Annotated in this window: 20 protein-coding genes and 4 tRNA genes; 22 read left to right on the top strand and 2 right to left on the bottom strand. The window is 31.7% G+C overall.

Going from position 1 to position 24,098, the window contains the following annotated elements:
• The first annotated feature begins 167 nt into the window (after positions 1-167).
• From ACU4C5_RS02080 to ACU4C5_RS02070, 3 genes are all read left to right on the top strand, one after another.
• Positions 168-3,188 carry a tetratricopeptide repeat protein gene (locus ACU4C5_RS02080; RefSeq protein ID WP_446845393.1) on the top strand — a complete coding sequence of 1,007 codons (3,021 nt, stop codon included), beginning with the start codon at positions 168-170 and terminating at the stop codon, positions 3,186-3,188.
• A gap of 60 nt (positions 3,189-3,248) precedes the next feature.
• The gene (locus tag ACU4C5_RS02075) at positions 3,249-4,985 is read left to right on the top strand and encodes a porin family protein (RefSeq protein WP_446845392.1); all 1,737 of its coding nucleotides are present in this window, start codon (positions 3,249-3,251) and stop codon (positions 4,983-4,985) included.
• Positions 4,986-5,091: 106 nt separating this feature from the next.
• Positions 5,092-6,705 (top strand): amidohydrolase, encoded by a 1,614-nt coding sequence (locus ACU4C5_RS02070; protein ID WP_446845391.1) that lies wholly within the window; start codon positions 5,092-5,094, stop codon positions 6,703-6,705.
• 29 nt (positions 6,706-6,734) lie between these two features.
• On the opposite strand, the gene ACU4C5_RS02065 is transcribed toward ACU4C5_RS02070, so the two are convergent.
• A complete protein-coding gene (locus ACU4C5_RS02065) occupies positions 6,735-7,430 on the bottom strand; it encodes a class I SAM-dependent methyltransferase (RefSeq protein ID WP_446845390.1) in 696 nt (231 codons plus the stop codon).
• A gap of 98 nt (positions 7,431-7,528) precedes the next feature.
• Here ACU4C5_RS02065 and ACU4C5_RS02060 point away from each other — a divergent pair, with 98 nt between their 5' ends.
• Positions 7,529-8,023, top strand: a complete 495-nt coding sequence (locus tag ACU4C5_RS02060) for a YkgJ family cysteine cluster protein (protein ID WP_446845389.1) — start codon at positions 7,529-7,531, stop codon at positions 8,021-8,023.
• 199 nt (positions 8,024-8,222) lie between these two features.
• Positions 8,223-8,591, top strand: a complete 369-nt coding sequence (locus ACU4C5_RS02055) for a hypothetical protein (protein ID WP_446845388.1) — start codon at positions 8,223-8,225, stop codon at positions 8,589-8,591.
• A gap of 4 nt (positions 8,592-8,595) precedes the next feature.
• Here the strand turns inward: ACU4C5_RS02055 and ACU4C5_RS02050 are convergent, their stop codons facing one another.
• Positions 8,596-9,834 (bottom strand): exo-beta-N-acetylmuramidase NamZ family protein, encoded by a 1,239-nt coding sequence (locus ACU4C5_RS02050; RefSeq protein WP_446845387.1) that lies wholly within the window; start codon positions 9,832-9,834, stop codon positions 8,596-8,598.
• Positions 9,835-9,842: 8 nt separating this feature from the next.
• Here ACU4C5_RS02050 and ACU4C5_RS02045 point away from each other — a divergent pair, with 8 nt between their 5' ends.
• The 17 genes from ACU4C5_RS02045 to tuf all read left to right on the top strand — a co-directional run bounded on the left by ACU4C5_RS02045 (position 9,843) and on the right by tuf (position 24,062).
• Positions 9,843-11,081 (top strand): ABC transporter permease, encoded by a 1,239-nt coding sequence (locus ACU4C5_RS02045; protein ID WP_446845386.1) that lies wholly within the window; start codon positions 9,843-9,845, stop codon positions 11,079-11,081.
• 118 nt (positions 11,082-11,199) lie between these two features.
• Positions 11,200-12,180: a PLP-dependent cysteine synthase family protein gene (locus tag ACU4C5_RS02040; RefSeq protein WP_446845385.1), complete on the top strand. Its 981-nt coding sequence runs from the start codon at positions 11,200-11,202 to the stop codon at positions 12,178-12,180.
• Positions 12,181-12,286: 106 nt separating this feature from the next.
• Positions 12,287-13,558, top strand: a complete 1,272-nt coding sequence (locus ACU4C5_RS02035) for a DUF2851 family protein (protein ID WP_446845384.1) — start codon at positions 12,287-12,289, stop codon at positions 13,556-13,558.
• 17 nt (positions 13,559-13,575) lie between these two features.
• On the top strand, positions 13,576-13,803 hold the full coding sequence (locus tag ACU4C5_RS02030) for a PspC domain-containing protein (RefSeq protein ID WP_446845383.1): 228 nt from the start codon (positions 13,576-13,578) through the stop codon (positions 13,801-13,803).
• A 2-nt stretch (positions 13,804-13,805) separates the two neighbouring features.
• Positions 13,806-14,828, top strand: coding sequence for a potassium channel family protein (locus ACU4C5_RS02025; RefSeq protein ID WP_446845382.1), 1,023 nt, complete (start codon positions 13,806-13,808; stop codon positions 14,826-14,828).
• 106 nt (positions 14,829-14,934) lie between these two features.
• Positions 14,935-16,620, top strand: a complete 1,686-nt coding sequence (locus ACU4C5_RS02020; RefSeq protein WP_446845381.1) for an alanine/glycine:cation symporter family protein — start codon at positions 14,935-14,937, stop codon at positions 16,618-16,620.
• Positions 16,621-16,634: 14 nt separating this feature from the next.
• Complete coding sequence (locus ACU4C5_RS02015) at positions 16,635-17,507, top strand: ComEA family DNA-binding protein (RefSeq protein WP_446845380.1); 873 nt, start codon at positions 16,635-16,637, stop codon at positions 17,505-17,507.
• A gap of 12 nt (positions 17,508-17,519) precedes the next feature.
• The gene (locus tag ACU4C5_RS02010) at positions 17,520-18,692 is read left to right on the top strand and encodes an acyl-CoA dehydrogenase family protein (RefSeq protein ID WP_446845379.1); all 1,173 of its coding nucleotides are present in this window, start codon (positions 17,520-17,522) and stop codon (positions 18,690-18,692) included.
• 361 nt (positions 18,693-19,053) lie between these two features.
• Complete coding sequence (locus tag ACU4C5_RS02005) at positions 19,054-20,481, top strand: carboxypeptidase-like regulatory domain-containing protein (protein ID WP_446845378.1); 1,428 nt, start codon at positions 19,054-19,056, stop codon at positions 20,479-20,481.
• A gap of 87 nt (positions 20,482-20,568) precedes the next feature.
• Positions 20,569-20,763 carry a 30S ribosomal protein S21 gene (rpsU, locus tag ACU4C5_RS02000; protein WP_446845377.1) on the top strand — a complete coding sequence of 65 codons (195 nt, stop codon included), beginning with the start codon at positions 20,569-20,571 and terminating at the stop codon, positions 20,761-20,763.
• Positions 20,764-20,877: 114 nt separating this feature from the next.
• Positions 20,878-21,765 (top strand): tyrosine-type recombinase/integrase, encoded by an 888-nt coding sequence (locus tag ACU4C5_RS01995; RefSeq protein ID WP_446845376.1) that lies wholly within the window; start codon positions 20,878-20,880, stop codon positions 21,763-21,765.
• Between the two features lie 40 nt (positions 21,766-21,805).
• A complete protein-coding gene (gene hpf / locus ACU4C5_RS01990; protein ID WP_446845375.1) occupies positions 21,806-22,108 on the top strand; it encodes a ribosome hibernation-promoting factor, HPF/YfiA family in 303 nt (100 codons plus the stop codon).
• A 101-nt stretch (positions 22,109-22,209) separates the two neighbouring features.
• Positions 22,210-22,283 (top strand) — tRNA-Thr (locus ACU4C5_RS01985).
• A 70-nt stretch (positions 22,284-22,353) separates the two neighbouring features.
• Positions 22,354-22,435, top strand: a tRNA-Tyr gene (locus ACU4C5_RS01980).
• Positions 22,436-22,583: 148 nt separating this feature from the next.
• Positions 22,584-22,656: transfer RNA gene (locus tag ACU4C5_RS01975), tRNA-Gly, on the top strand.
• A gap of 81 nt (positions 22,657-22,737) precedes the next feature.
• Positions 22,738-22,809: transfer RNA gene (locus ACU4C5_RS01970), tRNA-Thr, on the top strand.
• A gap of 65 nt (positions 22,810-22,874) precedes the next feature.
• Positions 22,875-24,062 (top strand): elongation factor Tu, encoded by a 1,188-nt coding sequence (gene tuf, locus ACU4C5_RS01965; RefSeq protein ID WP_446845374.1) that lies wholly within the window; start codon positions 22,875-22,877, stop codon positions 24,060-24,062.
• Positions 24,063-24,098 lie beyond the last annotated feature (36 nt).

Here is a 24,098-nt window from a genome sequence, read left to right as displayed (position 1 = left end):
ACTAAAGCTCATTTTCTCATCAAATTTATAGTGAAATAACGTAAAAAAACAAAGGTTCTTATGTCGTAGAAGACATTTTTGCTAACTTGTTTATAATTATAAATCAATTGTTGCGTTATCTTTTATATAAACTTTATCTTTGAACATCACATAAAAAACCGAACTTAATGGCTCATAAGCATATATTTATACTGGTAAGTTTTATACTTCTTAATTTTGGCATTCAAGCACAACAATCAGCAACCTATACTAATAGTTTGGTAGATTATCAAAAAGCATTAACACTTTATAATAATAATCAATTTCAGGCCGCTCAATCTCTTTTCGATAATGTAAAAGGGCAAACTAGCGATGTGCAAATAGAATCTGATTGTGCTTATTATATTGCTAATTGTGCAGTGCGATTAAATCAGAAAAATGCCGATACTTTAATTGAAGATTTTGTTGAAGATTATCCGACAAGTACAAAACGAAATACCGCCTATTTAGATGTAGCAGACTACTATTTTGAGAACGGTAAATATCCTTATGCCAGAAAATGGTATGATAAGGTTGATGTTAATAGTATTTCTAGAACCGAACGTGATAAATTTAATTTCAATTATGGATATGCGTTATATACCGCTGGTGATGAAAACAATGCGTTAACTTATTTAAATAAAGTATCAAACTCTAAAGAATATGGATCGCAAGCCAAATACTATATTGGTTTTATGGCCTATCAAGGTGATGATTATGAAAAAGCAAATGAATATTTTGAACAAGTTACTGATCAAGAAAAATACAAAGAGAAATTATCTTATTATCAAGCCGATTTAAATTTTAAGCTCGGAAAGTTTGATAAAGCAATTGAGCTTGCAAAATCACAACTTAAAACGGCCGATAGAGACGAAGCTTCTGAATTGTCTAAAATTATTGGTGAGAGTTATTTTAATCTCGAAAAATACACTGAAGCGATTCCTTACTTAAAAGATTATAAGGGTAAAAAAGGAAAATGGAACAACACAGATTATTACCAATTAGGTTACGCGTATTACAAGCAAAATGATTTTGAAAAAGCAGTTTCAGAATTTAATAAAATTATTAGTGGTGATAATAGCGTAGCTCAAAATGCATATTATCATTTAGGAGAGAGTTATGTGAATTTAAATAAAAAGCAGGAAGCTTTAAATGCGTTTCGTAATGCGTCACAAATGGATTTCGATTTAAAAATTCAGGAAGATGCATGGTTAAATTATGCAAAAATTAGTTACGAAATAGGGAATCCTTACCAATCTGTACCACAAGTATTAACTAGTTATTTAGAAAAATATCCAAAAACGGCTTATAAAAATGAGGTTGAAACCTTATTGATTGATTCTTATATTACTTCAAAAAATTATAAAGAGGCTTTAAAATTATTAGAAGGTAAACGAAGTTTTGATAATCGTGTGGCGTTTCAAAAAGTAGCTTTTTATAGAGGAATAGAAATGTATAACGATGCTAATTATAACGAGGCAAAATTACTTTTTGATAAATCGGTTGACGAAGCTAAAGCACCAGTTTTTACTACACGTGCTACGTTTTGGAAAGCGGAAACAGATTTTCATTTAGCAAATTATAATGATGCTTTATTAGGATTGAAGCAGTTTGCACAATTTCCGGAAGCTTCAACAACTCCTGAAATTGAAAATATAGATTATAACTTGGCGTATGCCTATTTCAAACTTAAAAATTACAGTAAAGCAAGTGAGCATTTTCAAATGTATGTAGATGCTAAACCTGCCGATAAATTGCGTGTTAATGATGCTTATTTAAGACTTGGTGATGGTTATTTTGTGACGAGTGATTATACAAAAGCAATTACGGCTTATGATAAAGCAATAGACTTGAAAAAGATTGAAACCGATTATCCGTTTTTTCAACAAGCCATGAGTTATGGGTATCTTGGAAAAGGAACTCAAAAAATTAAAGAATTAAATAAATTTATTGCCAACTATCCAAAATCATCTTTACGTGATGATGCCATGTACGAATTAGCTAACTCTTATGTAAAAGCTAATAAAACTACCGAGGCAATGGCGATGTATGATCGTTTAAATTCAGAATATAAAAATTCTACATTTGTATCAAAATCATTATTAAGACAAGGATTATCATATTATAATGTAAACGATAATAATAAAGCGTTAACTAAATTTAAAACGGTTGCAAAAGCATATCCAAATTCTGAAGAAGCTGTACAAGCAGTTGCTACAGCGCGTTTAATTTATATAGATTTAGGTCGTGTAGATGAATATGCGGCTTGGGTACAAACCTTAGATTATATAAGTGTTACCGATGTAGAGTTGGATAATACCACCTATTTAGCTGCCGAAAAACAGTATTTAGATAATAATACAGATAAGGCGATTAAACAATTTAATGTGTATTTATCTCAATTTTCTAAAGGACTAAATGCTTTAAAATCTCATTTTTATTTAGCCGAATTATATGCTAAAAAGCAACTTTCAGATAATTCAAAACCGCATTACCAATATGTAGTTGAGCAACCTAAAAGTGAGTATACCGAAGAAGCGATTGTAAAATTATCTGAGATGCTTTTAAATAACTCAAAATGGAATGACGCCATTCCGCTTTTAAAACGTTTAGAAACCGAAGCAGATTATCCTCAAAATATTACTTATGCAAAATCTAATTTAATGAATGCGTATTATCAATTAGAAAACTATAACGCCGCTGTTTTATATGCTGAAAATGTTTTAAAAATTGCTAAAATTGATAATAAGGTGAAAAGTGACGCTCAAATAATTATTGCGCGTTCTGCTATAAAAACTAATGATGAAGTAAAAGCTAAAACGGCTTATGCTAATTTAGAAACCATTGCAACAGGTGCATTAGCTGCCGAAGCTTTATACTATAATGCTTACTTTAAAAATAAAGAAGGAAATTATACAGAGTCGAATGCGACCACTCAAAAATTAGCTAAAGATTATTCTAGCTATAAATATTATAGTGCAAAAGGGTTGGTGCTTATGGCTAAAAACTATGATGCGCTAAAAGAAGCTTTTCAGGCCACTTATATTTTAGAGAGTGTTATTACAAGTTTCCCAGAGTTTGACGATGTTGTTGCAGAAGCACAACAAGAATTAAACCGAATTAAAGCTGAAGAAGCAAAAACAAACTCATCAATTACAACAGAAAACTAATTGTTTTTTAAATAGAATTTTTAAACTAAAAAACAACCGTTTCAAATCAAAACTTAAAACATGCAAAAACATATCAAACATATATTTTCTGTAGTTACATTATTAAGTGTTTCTGTAGTTTGTGCTCAAGACAGAACCACCGAAAATGATACGCTTGATACGCAAGTAGTAAATATTGTAAAAGCATATACGCCTACAATTTCCGATGCGTTTAAAATTAAAGAAACGCCTACTTTAAATGATGAAAATACAGGCGTTAAAAAAGAGGTGAAATATAATATTTTTTCTATTCCAGTGGCTTCAACTTTTACACCAGCAAAAGGAAAAGCAGCAACAGTAGATAAAGCAAAAGCTATAAAACTTTATGATAATTATGCCTCTTTAGGATTTGGAACTTATACCAGTATTTTAGGTGAAGTATACTTAAATCATGAGCTGAGTAGAAGCGAAACTATAGGAGGATATTTAAGTCATCACTCATCACAAGGTGGTATTAAAGATTTACTTTTAGATGACGATTTTTCAAAAACAAATTTAAATGTTAATTACCGTAAACAACTTAGAGATTTATCATGGAAAATTGATGGAGGTTTTGAGTTAAATAGTTTTAACTGGTACGGATTACCACAACCATATTATGATGCTTCAACAGTTGGAGAGTCTGATGTGAAACATTCATTTTATAGCGGATATGTTGGCGGTAGAGTAGATTTTGATGACGCTATTTTAAGTAATGCGAGTTTAAAATTTAGACATTTTGGTGATGATAGAAGTTCGGGAGAAAATAGATTTGTTGTAGGAACAGAATTTGAGATTCCTGTACAAGATCAAAAAGTTTCAACTCAAGTAGGAATTGATTATTTAGGAGGTTCTTTTGATAAAGGTTTTTATGTAGATGAAACTATAAACTACGGAAATATTAGCGCAAGTATAGCGCCATCTTATCAACTTATTCAAGATGAGTTGACAGTAAACTTAGGAGTGGAATTTGTGTATTTTAATGATACCGAAGCTGGCGATAGTAAGTTTTATGTCTATCCAAATATTAATGCAAGTTACCGTTTAGTTGATGAGCTTTTAATCGCTTATGGAGCTGTTGAAGGAGGTTTAAGTCAGAATTCATACTACGATTATTCAACAGTAAATCCATTTGTATCACCAACATTATTTATCACACCAACAGATCAGCAATATAATGCGTCTTTAGGTATTAAAGGTAAATTATCTAATAGCATGAGTTATAATGTAAGTGGTCATTATTATGCTGAGAATAATAAAGGATTGTTTAGTGCCAATAGTATTGCAATGACTCCTACAGAAGCTTATCACTACGGAAATTCTTTTGGGATTGTATATGATAAAGTAACTACGGTTTCATTTGGTGGAGAGTTACAAGTAGATATTAATCGTAATTTTAAATTAGGAGTTAAAGGAGAGTATTTTAATTATTCTACAGATGAAGCTGAAGAAGCATGGAATTTACCAAATCTTAAAGCTTCTGTATTTGCCGATTATCAAATTGATGAAAACTGGTTTGCTGGCGCAAGTATATTTTATGTAGGCGAACGTAAAGATCAATTTAAAATAGATGGTGGCATTATTCCCGTTGAACCACAAACAATTACTTTAGATGCTTATTTTGATGCCAACGCACATGTAGGTTATAAAGTAAATGATCGTCTTTCGGTATATGCGAAAGCTAATAATATTGCTGGCGAAAATTACCAACGTTGGTTAAACTATCCTGTTCAAGGGATTCAATTTTTAGCTGGTGCAACTTATCAATTCGATTTTTAAAATTATTAAAAAATAAGATATAAAGAGGCGAACTAAAAGCAATGTTACTTGTGCTTTAGTTCGCCTCTTTTTATTTTTACAAAACCAACCCAATTATCTATACTTTATGAAAGCTACTTTAATACTTTTCTTAACGCTAATTTTAGTGTCATGTAATTCTAAAATAAATGTAGATACCTTAGTTATTAATGCGAATGTATATACGGTAAATGAAAATTTTGATACCATTGAAGCATTTGCTATTAAGGACGGAAAAATTTTAGATACAGGAACATCTCTTTTACTTCAAGAATTATATACCGCAAAAACTATTATTAATGCCGAATCAAAAACTATACTACCAGGATTTATTGATGCACATTGTCACTTTTTAGGTTTAGGATATAATCAATTTGAAGTTGATTTGGTAGGTGCCAAAAGTTTTGAAGACGTTATAAAGCGCATTTTAGATTTTCAAAATCAAGAAGCGTTAAGCTTTATTATTGGTAATGGATGGGATCAAAATGATTGGGACAATAAACAATTTCCTAATAATATATTATTAAGTAAACTGTTTCCTAATAAACCGGTGGTGTTACGTCGTATTGATGGTCATGCAATTTTATGTAATGATGCCGCTTTACAACTAGCAAATATTACTGCAACAACTAAAGTTGATGGAGGAGAGGTGGTGCTTAAAAATGGAAAACCAACAGGCGTTTTGGTAGATAATGCTTTATTGCTAATGGATAATTATTGGCCAATACCTAATCGTACTCAAAAAGTAAAAGCCTTATTAGCAGCTCAAGAAATAGGTTTTAAAAACGGATTAACAACAGTGTCTGATGCAGGTTTAAATCGTGCAGATATTGAGATTATTGATAGTTTACAACAAACAGGTGATTTGCAAATGCGTGTGTATGCTATGGTAATGGCGACAAAAGAAAATTTAGAGTATTATTTAAATAAAGGTGTTGTAAAAACAGAGAAACTAAACGTTACATCTTTTAAGTTTTTTGCAGATGGCGCACTAGGATCTCGTGGTGCTGCTCTTAGAGAATCATATAGTGATCACCCCAACCATTTTGGGACGATATTAAGTCCGTTATCAGACTTTGACGCTATTGCAACACGTGTTGCAAATTCTAATTTCCAGTTGAATACTCATGCCATTGGAGATTCAACAAATCATGTAGTTTTACAAACTTACAAATCAGTTTTACAAGGACAAAAAGACCGAAGATGGCGTGTAGAACATGCTCAGGTAATAGCTCCTGAAGATTTTAAATTATTTAATGATATTGTACCATCTGTTCAGCCAACTCACGCAACCAGTGATATGTATTGGGCTGAAGAACGACTAGGAGCAGAGCGACTTAAAACAACTTATGCGTATAAACAATTATTAAATGCTCACGGAAAAATTGCTTTAGGTACCGATTTCCCTGTTGAAAAAGTAAGTCCGTTTTTAACTTTTTACGCCGCTGTTGGTCGTCAGGATATAAACCAATTTCCAAAAGATGGATTTCAGGTAGAAAATGCGCTTACTCGCGAAGAAGCGTTACGAGGTATGACTATTTGGGCAGCTTATGCTAATTTTGAAGACCACGAAAAAGGAAGTATTGAAATAGGAAAATATGCCGATTTTATAATTTTAGATAAAGATCTTATGACTATTCCCATGGTTGAGGTTCCAAATATAAAAGTTGAAAAAATAGTTATAGATGGTGTTGTGCGATAGGTTTATCTTGAAAATTCACACCCAACCAATTAATAAATTCTAGCTAAATAATCGTAATGTTCACCTTCCATAACAAGGTCACATTTTAAACCAACTTCGGTACACGAATCTAGTAAAGTTTCAAAATCTAAGTATAACCATTTCATAGGATCTTCTTGTTCGCCTTTATAGCTTAAAAAGTAGTTTAATTCACCATAATAATCAGCATTGGTATCTATCCAAAGTCCGCCATCTTCATCTTCATACATATATTTTATGTCAGAAGAATCTATCAATATTTGTCCGTTAGGATTTAATAACGATTTAAGATGTGTTAAATAAGTTGGTATTTTTTCAATTTCTTTAAAGATTCCGGTACCATTCATAAGTAATAAAATGGTATCAAACGTTTCGGTTTCGTTTAAGATGTCTTTTATTTCGGCATGTTTTACACCACGTTGTTGTACAACATGAATTGCACCTTCAGAAATATCAATGGCTTTTACGTTTATATTTTTATTTTGAAGATATAAACTATGGCTTCCGGCACCACAACCAACATCTAGTACTTTTCCTTGAGCAAGTTCTAGCGCTTTTTGTTCTAGTTTAGGCATGTCAGAAAATGGCCTGAAAAGATAAGGAAGCGGTAAATCATCTTCTCCAGAAATTTGTGTTGAGGTGATGAGGTCTTCAGTATAATTTTCGTTTTGATAATCTTGTAATGCTTTCCCGAATAAATCTTTCATTTCTTACGATGTGTTTAAAATTTCCGCCACAGCGAAAAACTAATAATTTGTAACCTTAAAGAGGTTTTTCAATATTATAAAATGTGTATTTTTGCCTTATGCAAGACATTATAAATAACCTTCCAAAAGAGGCCAAAGATAAGCATAAGGAGAATAAAACCTTCTTTACGAAGCTTAAAAAAAAGCCGCCAAAACAATTAGATTATATTATGCAGGATTTGCATGAAGAAGAATTTGAACGTACCGACTGTTTGGAGTGTGCTAACTGTTGTAAAACCACGGGACCGTTATTTACAGATAAGGATGTAGATAGGGTAGCGAAGCATTTTAGAATGAAAGCAGTACAATTTATTGATCAATATTTACGTGTTGATGAAGATAATGATTATGTGTTAAAAAGTGTGCCTTGTACGTTTTTAGGAGAAGATAATTATTGTTCTATTTATGATGTAAGACCAAAGGCTTGTCGCGAATTTCCGCACACCGATAGAAAGAAATTTCAGCAGATATCTCATCTAACTATGAAAAATATTGAGATATGTCCGGCAGCTTACAATATTGTTGAAGCGATGAAAAAACGTATAAAAGTTTAAAGGTTGAATAAAAAAGGATAAATTTTATTCGTTTTTAAAGACTTGAATGGTAATCAATTAATTATTATAATGTTTTATTAATGTTATAATTTTTTTGTTTTCTTTATTTTTAACTAAAAAAATATATTTTTACTGGATAATTCATGATATAATTATGTATTTGATAATGTTACTAATCCCGTAGTAGTTAAAGTTATTTATGAAAATATTTAAAACGTTTGTAGTTCTATTCCTTATAGGGATGACTTCACAAACATTGTATGCGCAACAAGATTTTGCGGTCATTGAAAAAAACGTAAACGTTAGGGCTAAAAGCTTACTTCACGATTTAAATAATACTAAAGACACTTTAATTTTAAAAGGCGATAGAAAAATTGGATATATCTCGGCGATTGATGAAGATTCAAACCGTGTTGTTGACACTTATATTGGAAAAAAAGATTTTAAATTACCCCTTAACACCTTAAAAAAAGGGAAGTACATTTTTGTAGTAATACAGCAACCTTTACAAATTGTATTTGTTGTAAAGGTCTTAAAAGATGCTGTTATTATTACCGAAGGTAAATAGGTTCTTACTTGTATAATAAATACGGTGCTCTCATGGTATTGTAAGTTTTTAAACCTCTTACCCACGTTTTTCTAATCTCATCGTCTGTTAGCTTACCTTCAATCTGTTCTTGTAATTTTTTTGTTCCTGCTAATTTTGTGAAAAAGCTGTTGAAGAAAATTTTATTATCCACACTATTTTGGTACGCATTAATTAGATAGTTTAAATCTAATTTGCTTAATGTTTTTACATCTGTTAATTTTTCGCCATAGCATAATTGACCTTCATGTTTTGGGTGTTTTGATCCTTCATTTGGTTGAGGGAAGTATTTATACTCATATAATGACTTATCTAAATACGGACTTCCATACACCTGAAATTGCATAGGAGTTCCGCGACCTGCGTTTACATTTGTACCTTCAAAAAAACATAAACTAGGATATAAGTTTATAGCCACATCGTTAGGTAAATTTGGCGATGGTTTAATTGGTAAACTGTACGCTGTTTGGTGTGTGTAATTTTTAACCTTAACAATTTTTAATTCACATTTTACATTGTTTTCTAGCCAGTTTTCACCATTTATCATTTGTGCATATTCTCCAATTGTCATCCCATGAACTACAGGAACAGGATGCATACCTACAAAACTTTTGTGAGCAGCTTCCAAAATTGGTCCGTCAGTATAATGACCGTTTGGATTAGGACGATCTAAAATTAATACCGGAATATTAGCTTCAGCACAAGCTTCCATGACATAATGTAAAGAAGAAATGTATGTGTAAAAACGTGCGCCAACATCTTGAATATCAAAAATCATCACCTCAATATCTTTTAATTGAGCTGCCGATGGTTTTTTATTTTTTCCGTAAAGCGACACTAAAGGTAAGCCTGTTTTGGTATCAATACCATCTTTTATATGCTCGCCAGCATCTGCAGTTCCTCTAAAACCGTGTTCGGGAGCAAAAACTTTAGTGACATTTATATTTGTAGCTAATAAAGAATCTACCAAATGGGTATAACCTTCAGTTTTAAAAATCACACTAGTTTGGTTGGCAACAATTCCAACTTTTTTATCTTTAAGAAAAGGAAGATAGTTTTCAGTTTGATTCGCACCAACAATTGGCGAGTTGTTAATAACTAATTTACTTTCAGAACTTGCTAATTGTGCAGAATTTGTAGCCGTTTCTTCTTTAGATTTAGAACCGCAGGAAATTCCTATTAAAACAAATAATAAAACTGTATTTTTGAGCATCTTTAATTGCATATTATATTTTGAATTACGAATTTTTTATAGCTAAACGCATTATTAGTAGTAAAGCGTATAAAAGTAGTGTATCGGCACCAATAATAAAAATTGGAATTACCGCAATTACTATTGGAATTATAGTAATGCTTATTGCAATTGCTACTGGATTAGGGCTGCAACAAAAAGTACGCGATAAAGTAGTGGCTTTTAATGGTCATGTAAATATTACAAATTACGATTCTAACGTATCAGATGAATCTGATATTCCTATAGATATTAATCAAGAATTTTATCCTGAATTTAAAAGTGTAACCGGAGTTTCTCATGTGCAAGCGGTTGCTAAAAAATTTGGAATTATTAGAACTACTACAGATTTTGAAGGTGTGGTTTTAAAAGGTGTTGGTGCAGATTATGATTGGCATTATCTTGAAGAGTTTTTAGTTGAAGGTCGCCTGCCACAATATACTGATGAAATAAGTAACGATGTCTTGATTTCTAGTTACCTAGCAAACCGATTAGATTTTAAAGTAGATGACAGTTTTCAAATGGTTTTTGGAAAAGAAACTGTAAATAAATTACCAACGGTAAGACAATTTAATATAATAGGGATTTTTAATTCTGGATTTCAAGAATTTGATAAAACCTTTATTGTTGGAGATTTAAAACATGTGCAACGTCTTAATAAATGGAAAGCTAATGAAATTGGAAACTTTGAAGTTTTTATTGATAACTTTTCTGATTTAGATAGAAAAGGTGTCGAAATATACCAAGCTACACCATCGCTTTTAAATGCAGAAACCATTACTCAAAAATACTATTCAATTTTCGAATGGATAAAAATATTTGACAGTAATACTTACGGGATTATTTTTATAATGATTGTAGTTGCCGGAATTAATATGATTACCACATTATTAGTACTTATTTTAGAACGCACACAAATGATTGGTATCTTAAAAGCCTTAGGAAGCTCAAATTGGAGCATCCGAAAAATGTTTCTTTACAACGCGGCTTACTTAGTAGGATTAGGGTTGTTTTGGGGAAATCTTATAGGAATTAGTTTATTATTCTTACAAAATCATTTTGGATGGTTACAATTTCCAAACCCCGAAGAGTATTATATGACGGTTATTCCGGTGCATATAGCCTTAGATTATATCATACTATTAAATGTAGGAACTTTTATCGCTTGTTTAATTATGTTGTTGATTCCTTCAATAATAATTTCAAAAATATCACCAGTTAAGGCTATAAAATTTCAATAATTTTTAAGAATTCTTAACATAATAAAAATAAAGTTTATGGTTTAGTCTTTAACTTTTACTGTAAATTTGCACGTTCGTATTGTGTAGTAATTCACGCACTACTTCAAAAAAATAAAATATGGAATACGCAAATAATATACTTGAAACCATTGGGAATACGCCATTGGTAAAATTAAATAAATTAACAGCAGAATTACCTTGCTTAGTCTTATCTAAATATGAAACTTTTAACCCAGGTAACTCGGTAAAAGATCGTATGGCTTTAAAAATGATTGAAGATGCAGAAGCAGATGGTCGCCTAAAACCAGGAGGAACTATTATTGAAGGAACTTCAGGAAATACAGGAATGGGGCTTGCACTTGCAGCAGTTGTAAAAGGTTACAAATGTATTTTTGTAATGGCAGATAAGCAAAGTAAAGAAAAAGTAGATATGCTTAAAGCTGTTGGAGCAGAAGTTGTAGTTTGTCCTACAGCCGTTGAGCCAGAAGATCCGCGTTCTTATTATTCAGTATCAAAAAGATTAGGGGAAGAAACACCAAATTCTTGGTATGTAAACCAATATGATAATCCAAGTAATGCTGCAGCACATTATGAAAGCACAGGTCCAGAAATTTGGAAACAAACCGAAGGGAAAATCACACATTTTGTAGCAGGAGTTGGTACAGGTGGAACAATTTCTGGTGTGGGAAAATACTTAAAAGAGAAAAATCCTAATATTAAAATTTGGGGAATTGATACTTACGGAAGTGTATTTAAAAAATACCACGAAACAGGTGAGTTTGATGAAAATGAAATTTACCCTTATGTAACCGAAGGTATTGGTGAAGATATATTACCAAAAAATGTAAACTTTGATATTATTGATGGTTTTACAAAAGTAACCGATAAAGACGCCGCAGTTTACACACAAAGACTAGCTAAAGAAGAAGGTATGTTTTTAGGAAACAGTGCTGGTGCAGCTATAAAAGGAATATTACAACTTAAAGAACACTTTACTAAAGATGATGTTGTAGTCGTGTTATTTCATGATCACGGAAGTCGTTATGTTGGTAAAATGTTTAATGACGAATGGATGAAAGAAATGGGTTATATTGAATAATAAAATCCTTAAAATATAATTAAAGCCTGAACGAAAGTTTGGGCTTTTTTGTTTCAAAATCAGAACGTTATTGATAATTTAATCAAAATTGTATACCTTTAGTTGCATGCAAGAAGACGTTTTACATTATATCTGGCAATATAAAAAGTTTGACAGTTCACAATTAGAAACCACACAACATGAACGTGTAAGCCTTTTGCATGTTGGTGAACATAATTTTAATTCGGGACCAGATTTTTTTAATGCACAACTTAAAATCGATGCCCAACTTTGGGCAGGTAATGTTGAAATTCATGTAAAATCTTCCGATTGGTTTGTACATCATCATGAACAAGATCCCGCTTATGATAATGTGATTTTACATGTGGTTTGGGAACATGATACAGATGTCTTTAGAAAAAATAATACAGTAATTCCTACTCTAGAATTAAAAGATGTTGTGGATTCTCAACTTATCAACAATTATAAAACTTTAATGAATAGTCATGAAAAGTGGATTAATTGTGAAACAGACTTTAAGGATATTGATGAATTTGTATTTAATAATTGGATGGAGCGTTTGTATTTTGAACGATTAGAGCGAAAATCAAATACCATTAATACACTTTTACAAGAATCTCAAAACAATTGGGAAGCTGTCTTATTTAAAATGTTGGCTAAAAATTTCGGATTAAAAGTAAATGGTGATGCATTTTATAGTTTAGCACAATCGGTAGATTTTTCAATAATTAGAAAATCGCAAAGCAAAATCATACAATTAGAAGCGTTGTTTTTTGGACAATCAGGTTTATTAGACGCAGATGAAGAAAGTGGATATTTTAAAAACCTTTCAGATGAATATCAATTTTTAAAACAGAAATTTCAATTATCAAATACTCATGTATTGCCTTTTCAGTTTTTTAGATTAAGACCGCCAAATTTCCCAACTATTCGTTTGTCTCAGTTGGCAAATTTATACCATGAGCATACTAATTTGTTTTCAAAAATTATAGAAACGAATACCTTAAATGACTTTTATGAATTATTTAAAGTTGACACCTCTCCGTTTTGGAAAACACATTATACCTTCGGAAAAACCTCAAAACCACTTTTAAAAACACTTACAAAATCATTTATAGATTTACTGTTAATAAATACCGTGTTGCCAATTAAGTTCTGTTATTCAAAACAAAACGGACATGCTATTGATGAGTTGTTGCTAGGAATTGTAAAACAAATTACCCCCGAAAAGAACAGTATCATTAAAAGTTTTAATGAATTAAAGCCAGTTTCAAAAACAGCTATGGACTCTCAAGCGTTACTTCAGCTTAAAACAGAATATTGCGATAAAAATAAATGTTTACATTGTGCGATAGGGAATGCCTTAATCATTAAATAAAATTATTACATTGCAATATGAATATTTTTTACAAAGCACTGCTATATTTTCAAAAGCGAGGATATTATGTTTGCCAACGTATTGCCGATAGATTAGGGATACGAGCAAAAGTAGTGCGCACCTCTTTTATGTATCTCACCTTTGTGACCTTAGGTTTTGGTTTCGCTTTGTATTTGTTTTTTGCCTTTTGGATGAAAATAAAAGATTTGTTATACACAAAACGCTCTTCGGTATTTGATTTATAAATATGATAAATCCACTTATAAAATTTTTTAGAACCAAAATATATATGGCAGTTTTACTGCTGTCTGTTTTATTATGTATAGGCGTTTTGGGTTTTAAAATAATGTCTCATTACTCTTGGGTTGATGCCCTTTACATGACGGTTATCACTATTACCACAGTTGGTTTTGGTGAAGTTCAACCTTTAGACGATACTTCAAAAATATTTACAGTTTTTTTAATTTTAGCAAGTGTGATTATTGTGGGGTATGCCTTAACAATTATTACGGAATATATTTTGAGTAAAAATGATATTGAAGAATTAAAACAAAAGAAAATGCAGAAAAAAATAGATGGTTTTTCTAATCATATTATTATTTGTGGATATGGTCGTAACGGAAAACAAGCAGCTGTAAAGTTGCTAGCTTACAACAAAGCATTTGTGGTTATTGAACAAAACAAAGAATTGATTGATAAACATGAAAATGAAAATATTCCCTTTGTTTTAGGAAATGCAAATGAAGATGAAATTTTATTACAAGCAGGAATTGATAAGGCAAGTACATTAATAAGCGCACTACCTAATGATGCCGATAATTTATTTGTGGTTCTATCTGCACGACAAATTAATAAAACAATGAATATTATTAGTCGTGCATCACAAGAAACTTCTTATAAGAAATTAAAACTTGCAGGCGCAAATAATGTAATTCTTCCAGATAGAATTGGTGGTGATCACATGGCGTCTTTAGTTGTAGTTCCAGATTTAATCGAATTTATTGATAATTTATCTATCGTGGGGGAGTCAAACATTAATATTGAAGAAGTCGCTGTTGAAAAACTATACGATATTTCAGAGCTTAAAACCATTAAAGATTTAGATCTTCGTAACAAAACCGGCTGTAACGTAATTGGTTATAAGGCCGCTAATGGAGAATATATTGTAAATCCTGAAGCTGAAATGCAGTTGGGAGTTGGCTCTAAAATCATTGTTTTAGGACGACCAGAGCAAATTCAAAAACTTAATTACACCTATAATATTACCTAAAGACGCAGTCTTTTTAACAACAGATGTTTTAAAAAATCGATTTTTTTTAGCATATTGTAAACTTTAACTGAATTTTAATTAAAATCTAACTAACAATTACCTTATTATGAAGAAATATCTTCTTTCAATTTTTACCTTAATATTACCATTTATTTCTATAGCTCAAGATGCTCAGGAGAAAGGAATAGATGAAAAAATAAATGATGCTTTTATGCCTGTTGCAAAATGGTGGGAGGGCTTTGTTTTAACAACGGTACCAATTGGAGAGCATGATATCCCTTTTGTTGTAATACTACTTGTTTTAGGAGCTACTTTTTTTACTATTTATTTTAGATTTCCTGCATTTACTAAATTTATTACTGCAATAAATACAGTAAGAGGAAAATATGTTGATATTGAAAAGCATGGTGTAGATAAATTATATAATAACGACGAGGCACTAGCCGAAGAAGATATTCAAGATACTATAAGAGATGAAAGTGCTCATGGAGAAGTCTCTCACTTTCAAGCCTTAGCTACTGCCGTTTCTGGAACTGTAGGTTTAGGTAACATCGCGGGTGTAGCTGTAGCTATCGCATTAGGTGGTCCTGGAGCAACGTTTTGGATGATAGTTTGTGGATTAATAGGTATGTCTACAAAATTTGTAGAATGTACATTAGGTGTTAAATATAGAGATGTAGGTGAGGATGGAACTATTTACGGAGGTCCAATGTATTACCTATCAAAAGGGTTAAAAGATATTGGATTTACTGGTGCAGGTAAAATATTAGGAGGGTTATTCGCTATACTTTGTGTGGGTGCTTCTTTTGGAGGTGGTAACGCATTTCAATCTAACCAAGCTACAGTACAATTAATTTCATTATTTGGATTAAAAGGTGGGTCTTCAGGATTTATTATAGGTATCATATTAGCTATTTTAGTAGGTATTGTAATTATTGGAGGAATAAAGCGTATTGCTAAAATTACCGAAAAAATTGTACCATTTATGGCAGGTATTTATGTGATAGCATCATTAATCATCATTTTTGCTCACATTTCTTATATTGATGACGCATTTGTTTTAATATTTGAAGGTGCTTTTACACCTATGGCAGGGCTAGGTGGTGTTGTAGGAGTTATTATTGTAGGATTTCAACGTGCAGCTTTCTCAAATGAAGCAGGAGCAGGATCTGCAGCAATTGCACATTCAGCAGTACGTACAAAATATCCAGCTTCAGAAGGTGTTGTTGCGCTTTTAGAACCCTTTATTGATACGGTTGTAATTTGTACAATGACAGCTTTAGTAATTATCTTTTTTAATATTGATGGAGATAATATGCAAAGTATATTTCAATACGGTGCAAGTGGAGGATCAGGAAGTAGCGTACTTTTAAATGATGGTTCTGGAGCAATTGGAGGTGTAGATTTAACATCTATGGCGTTTGATGCTGTTATACCAGGTTTCTCATACATACTTACTATTGCAATTGTATTATTTGCATTTTCAACTATGGTATCTTGGTCATACTACGGACTACAATCTTGGAAATATTTATTCGGAAGAGGTAAAGCTGCAGATATCGTTTACAAAATTTTATTCTTAATCTTTATCGTCATTGGAGCTGCAGTAACATTAGATGCTGTAATTAAATTCTCTGATGCCATGATATTAGCATTAGTATTCCCTAATATGATTGGTCTATTATTCTTATTCCCAAAAGTAAGAGAAGAAATGAAACGTTATATTAGAGCAATCACAATTAAAAAAGACGCTTTAGAGGATGGCCATGAAGACATCACCAAGCATATGTAACATAAACACATAATATGAATCACATAAAATCCCATTTTACGTTTACTAAAAAGCAACGGAATGGGATTTTGTGGTTATTAACTTTAGTTATTATTGGTCAGGTTGCGTATTATTTTTTTGATTTTCCTTCGGAAGATATAAACGTAGATACCCATAAATTAGCCGTTTTTCAGCATGAAATCGATTCACTTAAAGCGGTAAAGACTATTGAAAATAAACCGAAGATTTATCCCTTCAACCCTAATTTTATAACCGATTATAAAGGTTATACTTTAGGAATGACTCCAGAAGAAATAGATAGATTACATCGCTTTAGGGAAAAAGATAAGTGGGTGAATTCTATTAAAGATTTTCAGAAAGTAACTCAGGTGTCTGATTCTCTTCTAGCAGAAATCTCTCCATTTTTTAAGTTTCCAGAATGGGTCACTAATCCTAAAAAACAATACACAGCATCTTTCAAAACAAATAAACCAAAATCCGAAGCGCAGAAAATAGATTTAAACATTGCAACTTCAACCCAGCTACAAAAGGTTTACGGAATAGGTGAGTACTACGCAAATAGTATTATTAACTACAGAACAAAACATAACGGATTTGCATCTATTGTGGAACTGAATGAAATTTATGGTCTAAAACCAGAAACTATTGAGGAGCTAAAAAAATCTTTCAGTTTAAAAACTCCAAAAGCAATTACTAAAATTAATTTAAACACAGCATCAAAAGACGAATTAGTAACTATTAAATTTATAGATTATGAAATAGCTCATAACATTATAGAGTATAGAACACTACATGAAGGATTTGACTCTTTTGAGGATTTAGTAAAAGTTATAGACTTTCCGCTTAAAAAATTAGAGATAATTAAGTTATATTTACGGCTTAACTAGAATATAATAAAAATGGACAATAGATACTTCACTGAAGAGCATAATTTATTTAGACAAAGTTTAGCCGATTTTTTAAATAAAGAAGTTGTGCCTCACATTGAAAAATGGGAAAAAACAGGTCATATAGAACGTTTTATATGGGAGAAATTTGGTGAAATGGGGTTTTTCGGAATCGCATATCCTGAAGCTTATGGAGGTATGGATTTAGATTTGTTTTATACCGTTATCTTCTTAGAAGAACTTCAAAAAGTGAATTCTGGAGGTTTTGCAGCAGCAATGTGGGCACATGCTTACTTAGCAATGACGCATGTTAATGCAGAAGGAAGCGAAGAAATAAAACAAAAATATCTAACAAAAAGTATTACAGGAGAGTTTATTGGTGCTATGGCAGTAACCGAACCTTTTGGAGGTAGTGATGTTGCAGGAATGCGCACTACAGCTGTGAAAAAAGGAGATACCTACGTTATTAATGGCTCTAAAACATTTATTACAAACGGTGTGTATAGCGACTATATCGTTGTTGCAGCCAAAACAAGTCCTGAACTTGGTAATAAAGGAATAAGTATGTTTATTGTAGATAGAGATACAAAAGGAGTTAGCGCAACTAAGTTAGATAAATTAGGTTGGAGAGCTAGTGATACCGGAGAAATAGCTTTCGATAATGTTATAATTCCTGCAAGCCATTTAATGGGTGAAGAAGGAAAAGGTTTTCCATACATTATGCAACATTTTGCTTTCGAACGTTTAATTATGGGAATTAATGCACATGCTAAAGCTGAATTTGCTTTAGAATATGCTGTGAAATATATGGGTGAACGTCAAGCATTTGGGCAATCAATAAATAAATTTCAAGCACTTCGTCATACAATGGCAGATTGCTATGCAGATATGGAAGTGTGTAAAGAATTTAATTACACAGTAGCCGCGAGATTAGATAAAAATGAATACGTTGTAAAAGAAGCAACTATTTCTAAACTACGTTCTACAAAAATGTCAGATGAAGTTATTTATCAATGTCTTCAAATGTTAGGAGGTTATGGTTATATGGAAGATTATCCAATGGCACGCTTAGCTCGTGATAGTAGATTAGGACCAATTGGAGGAGGAACTTCTGAAATCCTTAGAGAGATTATCGCTAAAATGGTAATCGATAAGAAAGAGTACAAGCCAGCGGTTAAGCATTAATTAGATTGGTGTTTTAGCGAAAATTATTTTCAATTTTCTAAAATGGTAATCGATAAGAAAGAGTATAAGCCAGCGGTTAAGCATTAATTAGATTGGTGTTTTAGCGAAAATTATTTTTTATTTGCTAAAATGGTAATCGATAAGAAAGAGTACAAGCCAGCGGTTAAGCATTAATTATATTAGCATTTTAGCAAAAATTATTTTTTATTTGCTAAAATAATAATGATATAAACTTACTGTCTGTTCAAGCGGAGTTAAGAACTATCGCTAATCCAGAATTATAAATATTAAAAACCTGCTTTTAAGTAGGTTTTTTTTTAAACCAATTTTTTTATAATATCTTAGATATAAAATAATAACTATGAAATTCAACATTACAAAACAACTGTTTACTGTAAGCGTATTTTTATTTACAATTTTTGCAACTTCACAAACCGAAGTGAAAAATAAAATTGTAGACTTCACCTCTCTAATTCCAATTGAGAGCGCAAGTATATATGTAAAAAACACAACTATTGGTACAGTAAGTAATCAAGATGGGAAATTTGTATTGCAAGTACCTCAAGAATTTGCAACCGATACACTTATTATATCTTCTATAGGTTATAAAAGTTACAAAATACCTGTTAATGAATTTGATAATTCTTTTGATGTTTACCTTGAAGAAGACGTTGCTGCTTTAGATGAAATTATCCTAATTGCCGAAAAACGTCCTAAAACTGGTAATGATATTATGCTTAAAGCACTTGAGAAATTACCAGAAAACTTGCCCGATTCAGCATATATTCAAAAAGGATTTTTACGTCATAAAGAACGAAATACTAAAGAATTTAAATGGCTTATTGAGAGTGCAATTACAATTTATGATTCAGGATATGCTGCACCATCAAAAGATTTCTTAAAGGTAAATGTTGATGAGATGCGTAAAAGTTACGATTTACGTGAAGTAGATAGTCTGTTTTCATATTATTCATACTTAAAACGAAATAAAGCCAATAAAAATCTAAAATCAACAGGATTAAGACGAGACACCATTAAAACATCGTCATTAGTGAAAGCTATAAAATGGAATGACACCAGAATTAACGGATTAGAAAACCTTTTTCAAGGAAAACTAAATGTTATAAGAAATTCAAATGTTGAAAATGCACTATTTGGTCCTGATATGTTGAAAAAACATCATTTTGAATTAGATACTGTATTGGTTGATAATGCAAGAAAAATCTATAAAATTAAAATTTCAGAAGGTCTAGAATTTGTTGGATTAGATACCGAAGGAATTTATAACGAAGGTTTTCATCCCCAAGGTTGGATTTATGTTTACTGGGATAATTATGCTATTAAAAAGTTGGAGTATGAATTAGTAGCAGCTTCAAAACCGCAAAAAAGCAGAAGCAAAACGCTTTTTGGAACACAGTTAAATCATAAATTGGTAATTACCTATATGGAATACAATGAAAAAATGTATCCTAATTATATGTATTACGAAACGCCAAAGCTGGTTAACGTAGGATATAAATCTAAAGAAAAAGTAAGCGAAGCAGAAAAAAATAAATATTTTAATGAAAAACGCTACTATTATGCGATTCAAGAAATACTATTTTCAGAAATTATAGAAGACAAACAAATCATCGCTAAAACACTAGAAGGTAAATGGGATGCCGATATTTTTTCAGCAAAACCTTATAATAAAGATTTTTGGTTAAATTATAACATTTTATTAGAGAGTGAAGAAGATGAGCAACTCATAAAAGACTTAACGCAAAGAGCCTCTTTATTTAAACAATAATATTTTTAAAGTTTTTAATTGTTAGTCATAAAATACTTTTTATATTTGCAGCCTTAAAAATTCTAAAAGAGAGGAGGTTAAGACACTATGTTAATAATACCAATTAAAGAAGGAGAAAATATAGATAGAGCATTAAAACGTTACAAGCGAAAGTTTATGAAAACGGGAGCTAAACGCGCACTACAAACAGGTAAAGAGTTTACTAAACCATCTGTAGCGAAAAGAGCACAAGTTCAAAAAGCTCAATATGTTCAAAACTTAAGAGATCGAGAAGCAATATAATTGCAATTATATTTCAAAGTAAAAAGTCCTGCATAATCGCAGGACTTTTTTTATACCATAACTTTAACATAATATCAGCGCAAATTTCTTACCTTCATTTTTCATATTATATATATGCCCGTACACTCATTTACAGAATATCTACTACACGAAAAAAACTATTCGTTACTCACTATTAAATCTTACACCAAAGATTTGCGAGATTTCTCAGAATTTATTCAAGCTGAATATGAAACTGGTATTGTGGCCATAAACTATCAGCAAATAAGACCATGGATTGTATCTTTAGTAGATAAAGGGCTTTCAAACCGTACTATTAATAGAAAAATATCAACACTCAATACGTTTTATAAATTTTTACTTAAAGTAGAAATGATCTCCGATAACCCATTAGAGAAACATAAAGCATTAAAAGTGAAGAAAACCATTCAAATTCCGTTTTCAGAAAATGAAATAAATACAGTCTTACAAGAATTAAAAAATGAAACCTCTTTTGAAGGTGTAAGAAACCGGTTAATAGTAGAATTGTTTTATGCCACAGGAATAAGACGTATTGAACTCGTACAATTACAACTCACAGATATTGATCTTTCAAACCAGACTTTAAAAGTTTTAGGAAAACGAAATAAAGAAAGATACATCCCTTTAATTCCATCGGTATGCGATACTATAAAAGAGTATTTAAGCCTAAGGATTAATTTAGAGACAATTACAGATTACACACAATTATTTTTAACAAAAAAGGGTGTGAAAATTTACGAAAGACTTGTGTACAGAATTATAAATGATTATTTTAGTAAAGCATCTACAAAGGTAAAAACGAGTCCGCATATAATAAGGCACTCATTTGCAACTCATTTACTAAATCAAGGTGCAAATTTAAATGCTGTAAAAGAACTTCTAGGACATTCAAGTCTAGCAGCAACTCAGGTTTATACGCATAATAGTATAGCCGAATTAAAAAAAGTGTACGCAAATACACACCCAAGAAGTAAGAAATGACAATAAAAGATTATGTCTAACCACTTAAAAAAAGAAGAGTATGAAAGTAAACACGCAATCAGTCAACTTTAACGCAGATCAAAAGTTAATAGACTTCATTCAAAAGCGTATGGACAAGTTAGATTTATTTTACGATAAAATAATTCAGTCGGATGTGTACCTAAAAGTCGAAAACACAAGCGAGAAAGAAAATAAAATATTTGAAGCAACAGTAAGTATCCCTGGAGATACACTAGTTGTGAAGAAACAATGTAAAACCTTTGAAGAGGGAGTAGACGTTGCCGTTTCGTCGCTTGAAAGACAGTTAAAAAAGAAAAAAGAAAAATTAAGAGCACATTTATAATAAAAATATTAAAAAAATGTTTTGATTAAATAAATATTTTTCTACATTTGCAGTCCGTTAGAAATAGCGGGCTTTTTTAATGATAAGAAAGTAATTAAAAAGCCGATGTAGCTCAGCTGGCTAGAGCAGCTGATTTGTAATCAGCAGGTCGTGGGTTCGAGTCCCTCCATCGGCTCTTTTTAAAGTTCTTTTGAAGTACTGAAATAAAAAAGATTAAAATTTATTTTTTAAGTTTTAATCGTATTGGGGAGATACTCAAGCGGCCAACGAGGGCAGACTGTAAATCTGCTGACTACGTCTTCGCAGGTTCGAATCCTGCTCTCCCCACAAATTTTATTAGATTAACTCAAAGTAAAAGCGTATTTTTGCACACGTTAATCAAAACAAAGTGATTTAAGCTCGTCTTAAATAGGGTTAAAAATCAATCCACACATTAAAATATTGAAAACCATTAGTTACGAAAGTAATTATAAATGCGAGAGTAGCTCAGTTGGTAGAGCGTCAGCCTTCCAAGCTGAATGTCGCCAGTTCGAACCTGGTCTCTCGCTCTAAGTTCTTACGAAAGTAAGCATCCTTTTTTTGAAGTCATTAATGTGGTTTTAAAAGCAGATAGGGAATGAAAACTTTACGCCGGTGTAGCTCAGGGGTAGAGCGTTTCCTTGGTAAGGAAGAGGTCACGAGTTCAATTCTCGTCATTGGCTCAACTAAAAGAAACAAAATTAAATTTTTGAACATTAATATTAAATAAGATTAAAATAAATTAAACATGGCAAAGGCAACTTTCGATCGTTCAAAACCACATTTAAATATTGGTACAATTGGACACGTAGATCACGGTAAAACAACTTTAACTGCTGCTATTACTAAAGTATTAGCTGATGCAGGTTTATCAGAAGCAAGAGATTTCGATCAAATTGATAACGCTCCAGAAGAAAAAGAAAGAGGTATAACAATTAATACTTCACACGTAGAGTACGCAACAGAAAATCGTCATTACGCACACGTTGACTGTCCAGGTCACGCCGATTACGTAAAGAACATGGTAACTGGTGCTGCACAAATGGATGGTGCTATCTTAGTAGTAGCTGCAACTGATGGTCCTATGCCACAAACACGTGAGCACATCTTATTAGGTCGTCAGGTAGGAATTCCTCGTATGGTTGTATTCATGAATAAAGTGGATATGGTTGATGATGAAGAGTTACTAGAATTAGTAGAAATGGAAATCAGAGATTTATTATCTTTCTATGAGTATGATGGAGATAATGGACCTGTAGTAGCTGGATCTGCATTAGGAGCACTTAACGGTGAGCAAAAATGGGTTGATACAGTAATGGAATTGATGGCTCAAGTTGATGCTTGGATCGAAGAACCATTAAGAGAAGTTGATAAAGATTTCCTTATGCCTATTGAAGATGTATTTTCAATTACAGGACGTGGAACTGTAGCAACAGGACGTATCGAAACTGGTATCGCTAATACAGGAGATCCTGTAGAGATTATTGGTATGGGTGCTGAAAAATTAACATCTACTATTACAGGAATCGAAATGTTCCGTCAAATATTAGATAGAGGAGAAGCTGGAGATAACGCTGGTATCTTATTAAGAGGAATTGAGAAATCTCAAATCTCTAGAGGTATGGTAATCGTTAAGCCAGGATCTGTAACACCACATAAAAAATTCAAAGCTGAGGTTTATATCCTTAAGAAAGAAGAAGGTGGACGTCACACTCCATTCCATAACAACTACCGTCCACAGTTTTACGTACGTACAACGGATGTAACTGGTAACATTATGCTTCCTGATGGAGTTGAAATGGTAATGCCAGGAGATAACCTTACAATTACAGTTGAGTTAATTCAAACAATTGCAATGAACATAGGTTTACGTTTCGCTATCCGTGAAGGTGGTAGAACAGTAGGTGCTGGTCAGGTAACTGAAATTTTAGATTAAATTATAAAATCAAATATTATAATTAAGGCGTCTCTA

It is taken from the genome of Lacinutrix undariae (assembly GCF_052934785.1).
The sequence above is the reverse complement of the archived record's forward strand: the minus strand, read 5'-3'. Positions and strand labels throughout refer to the sequence as shown.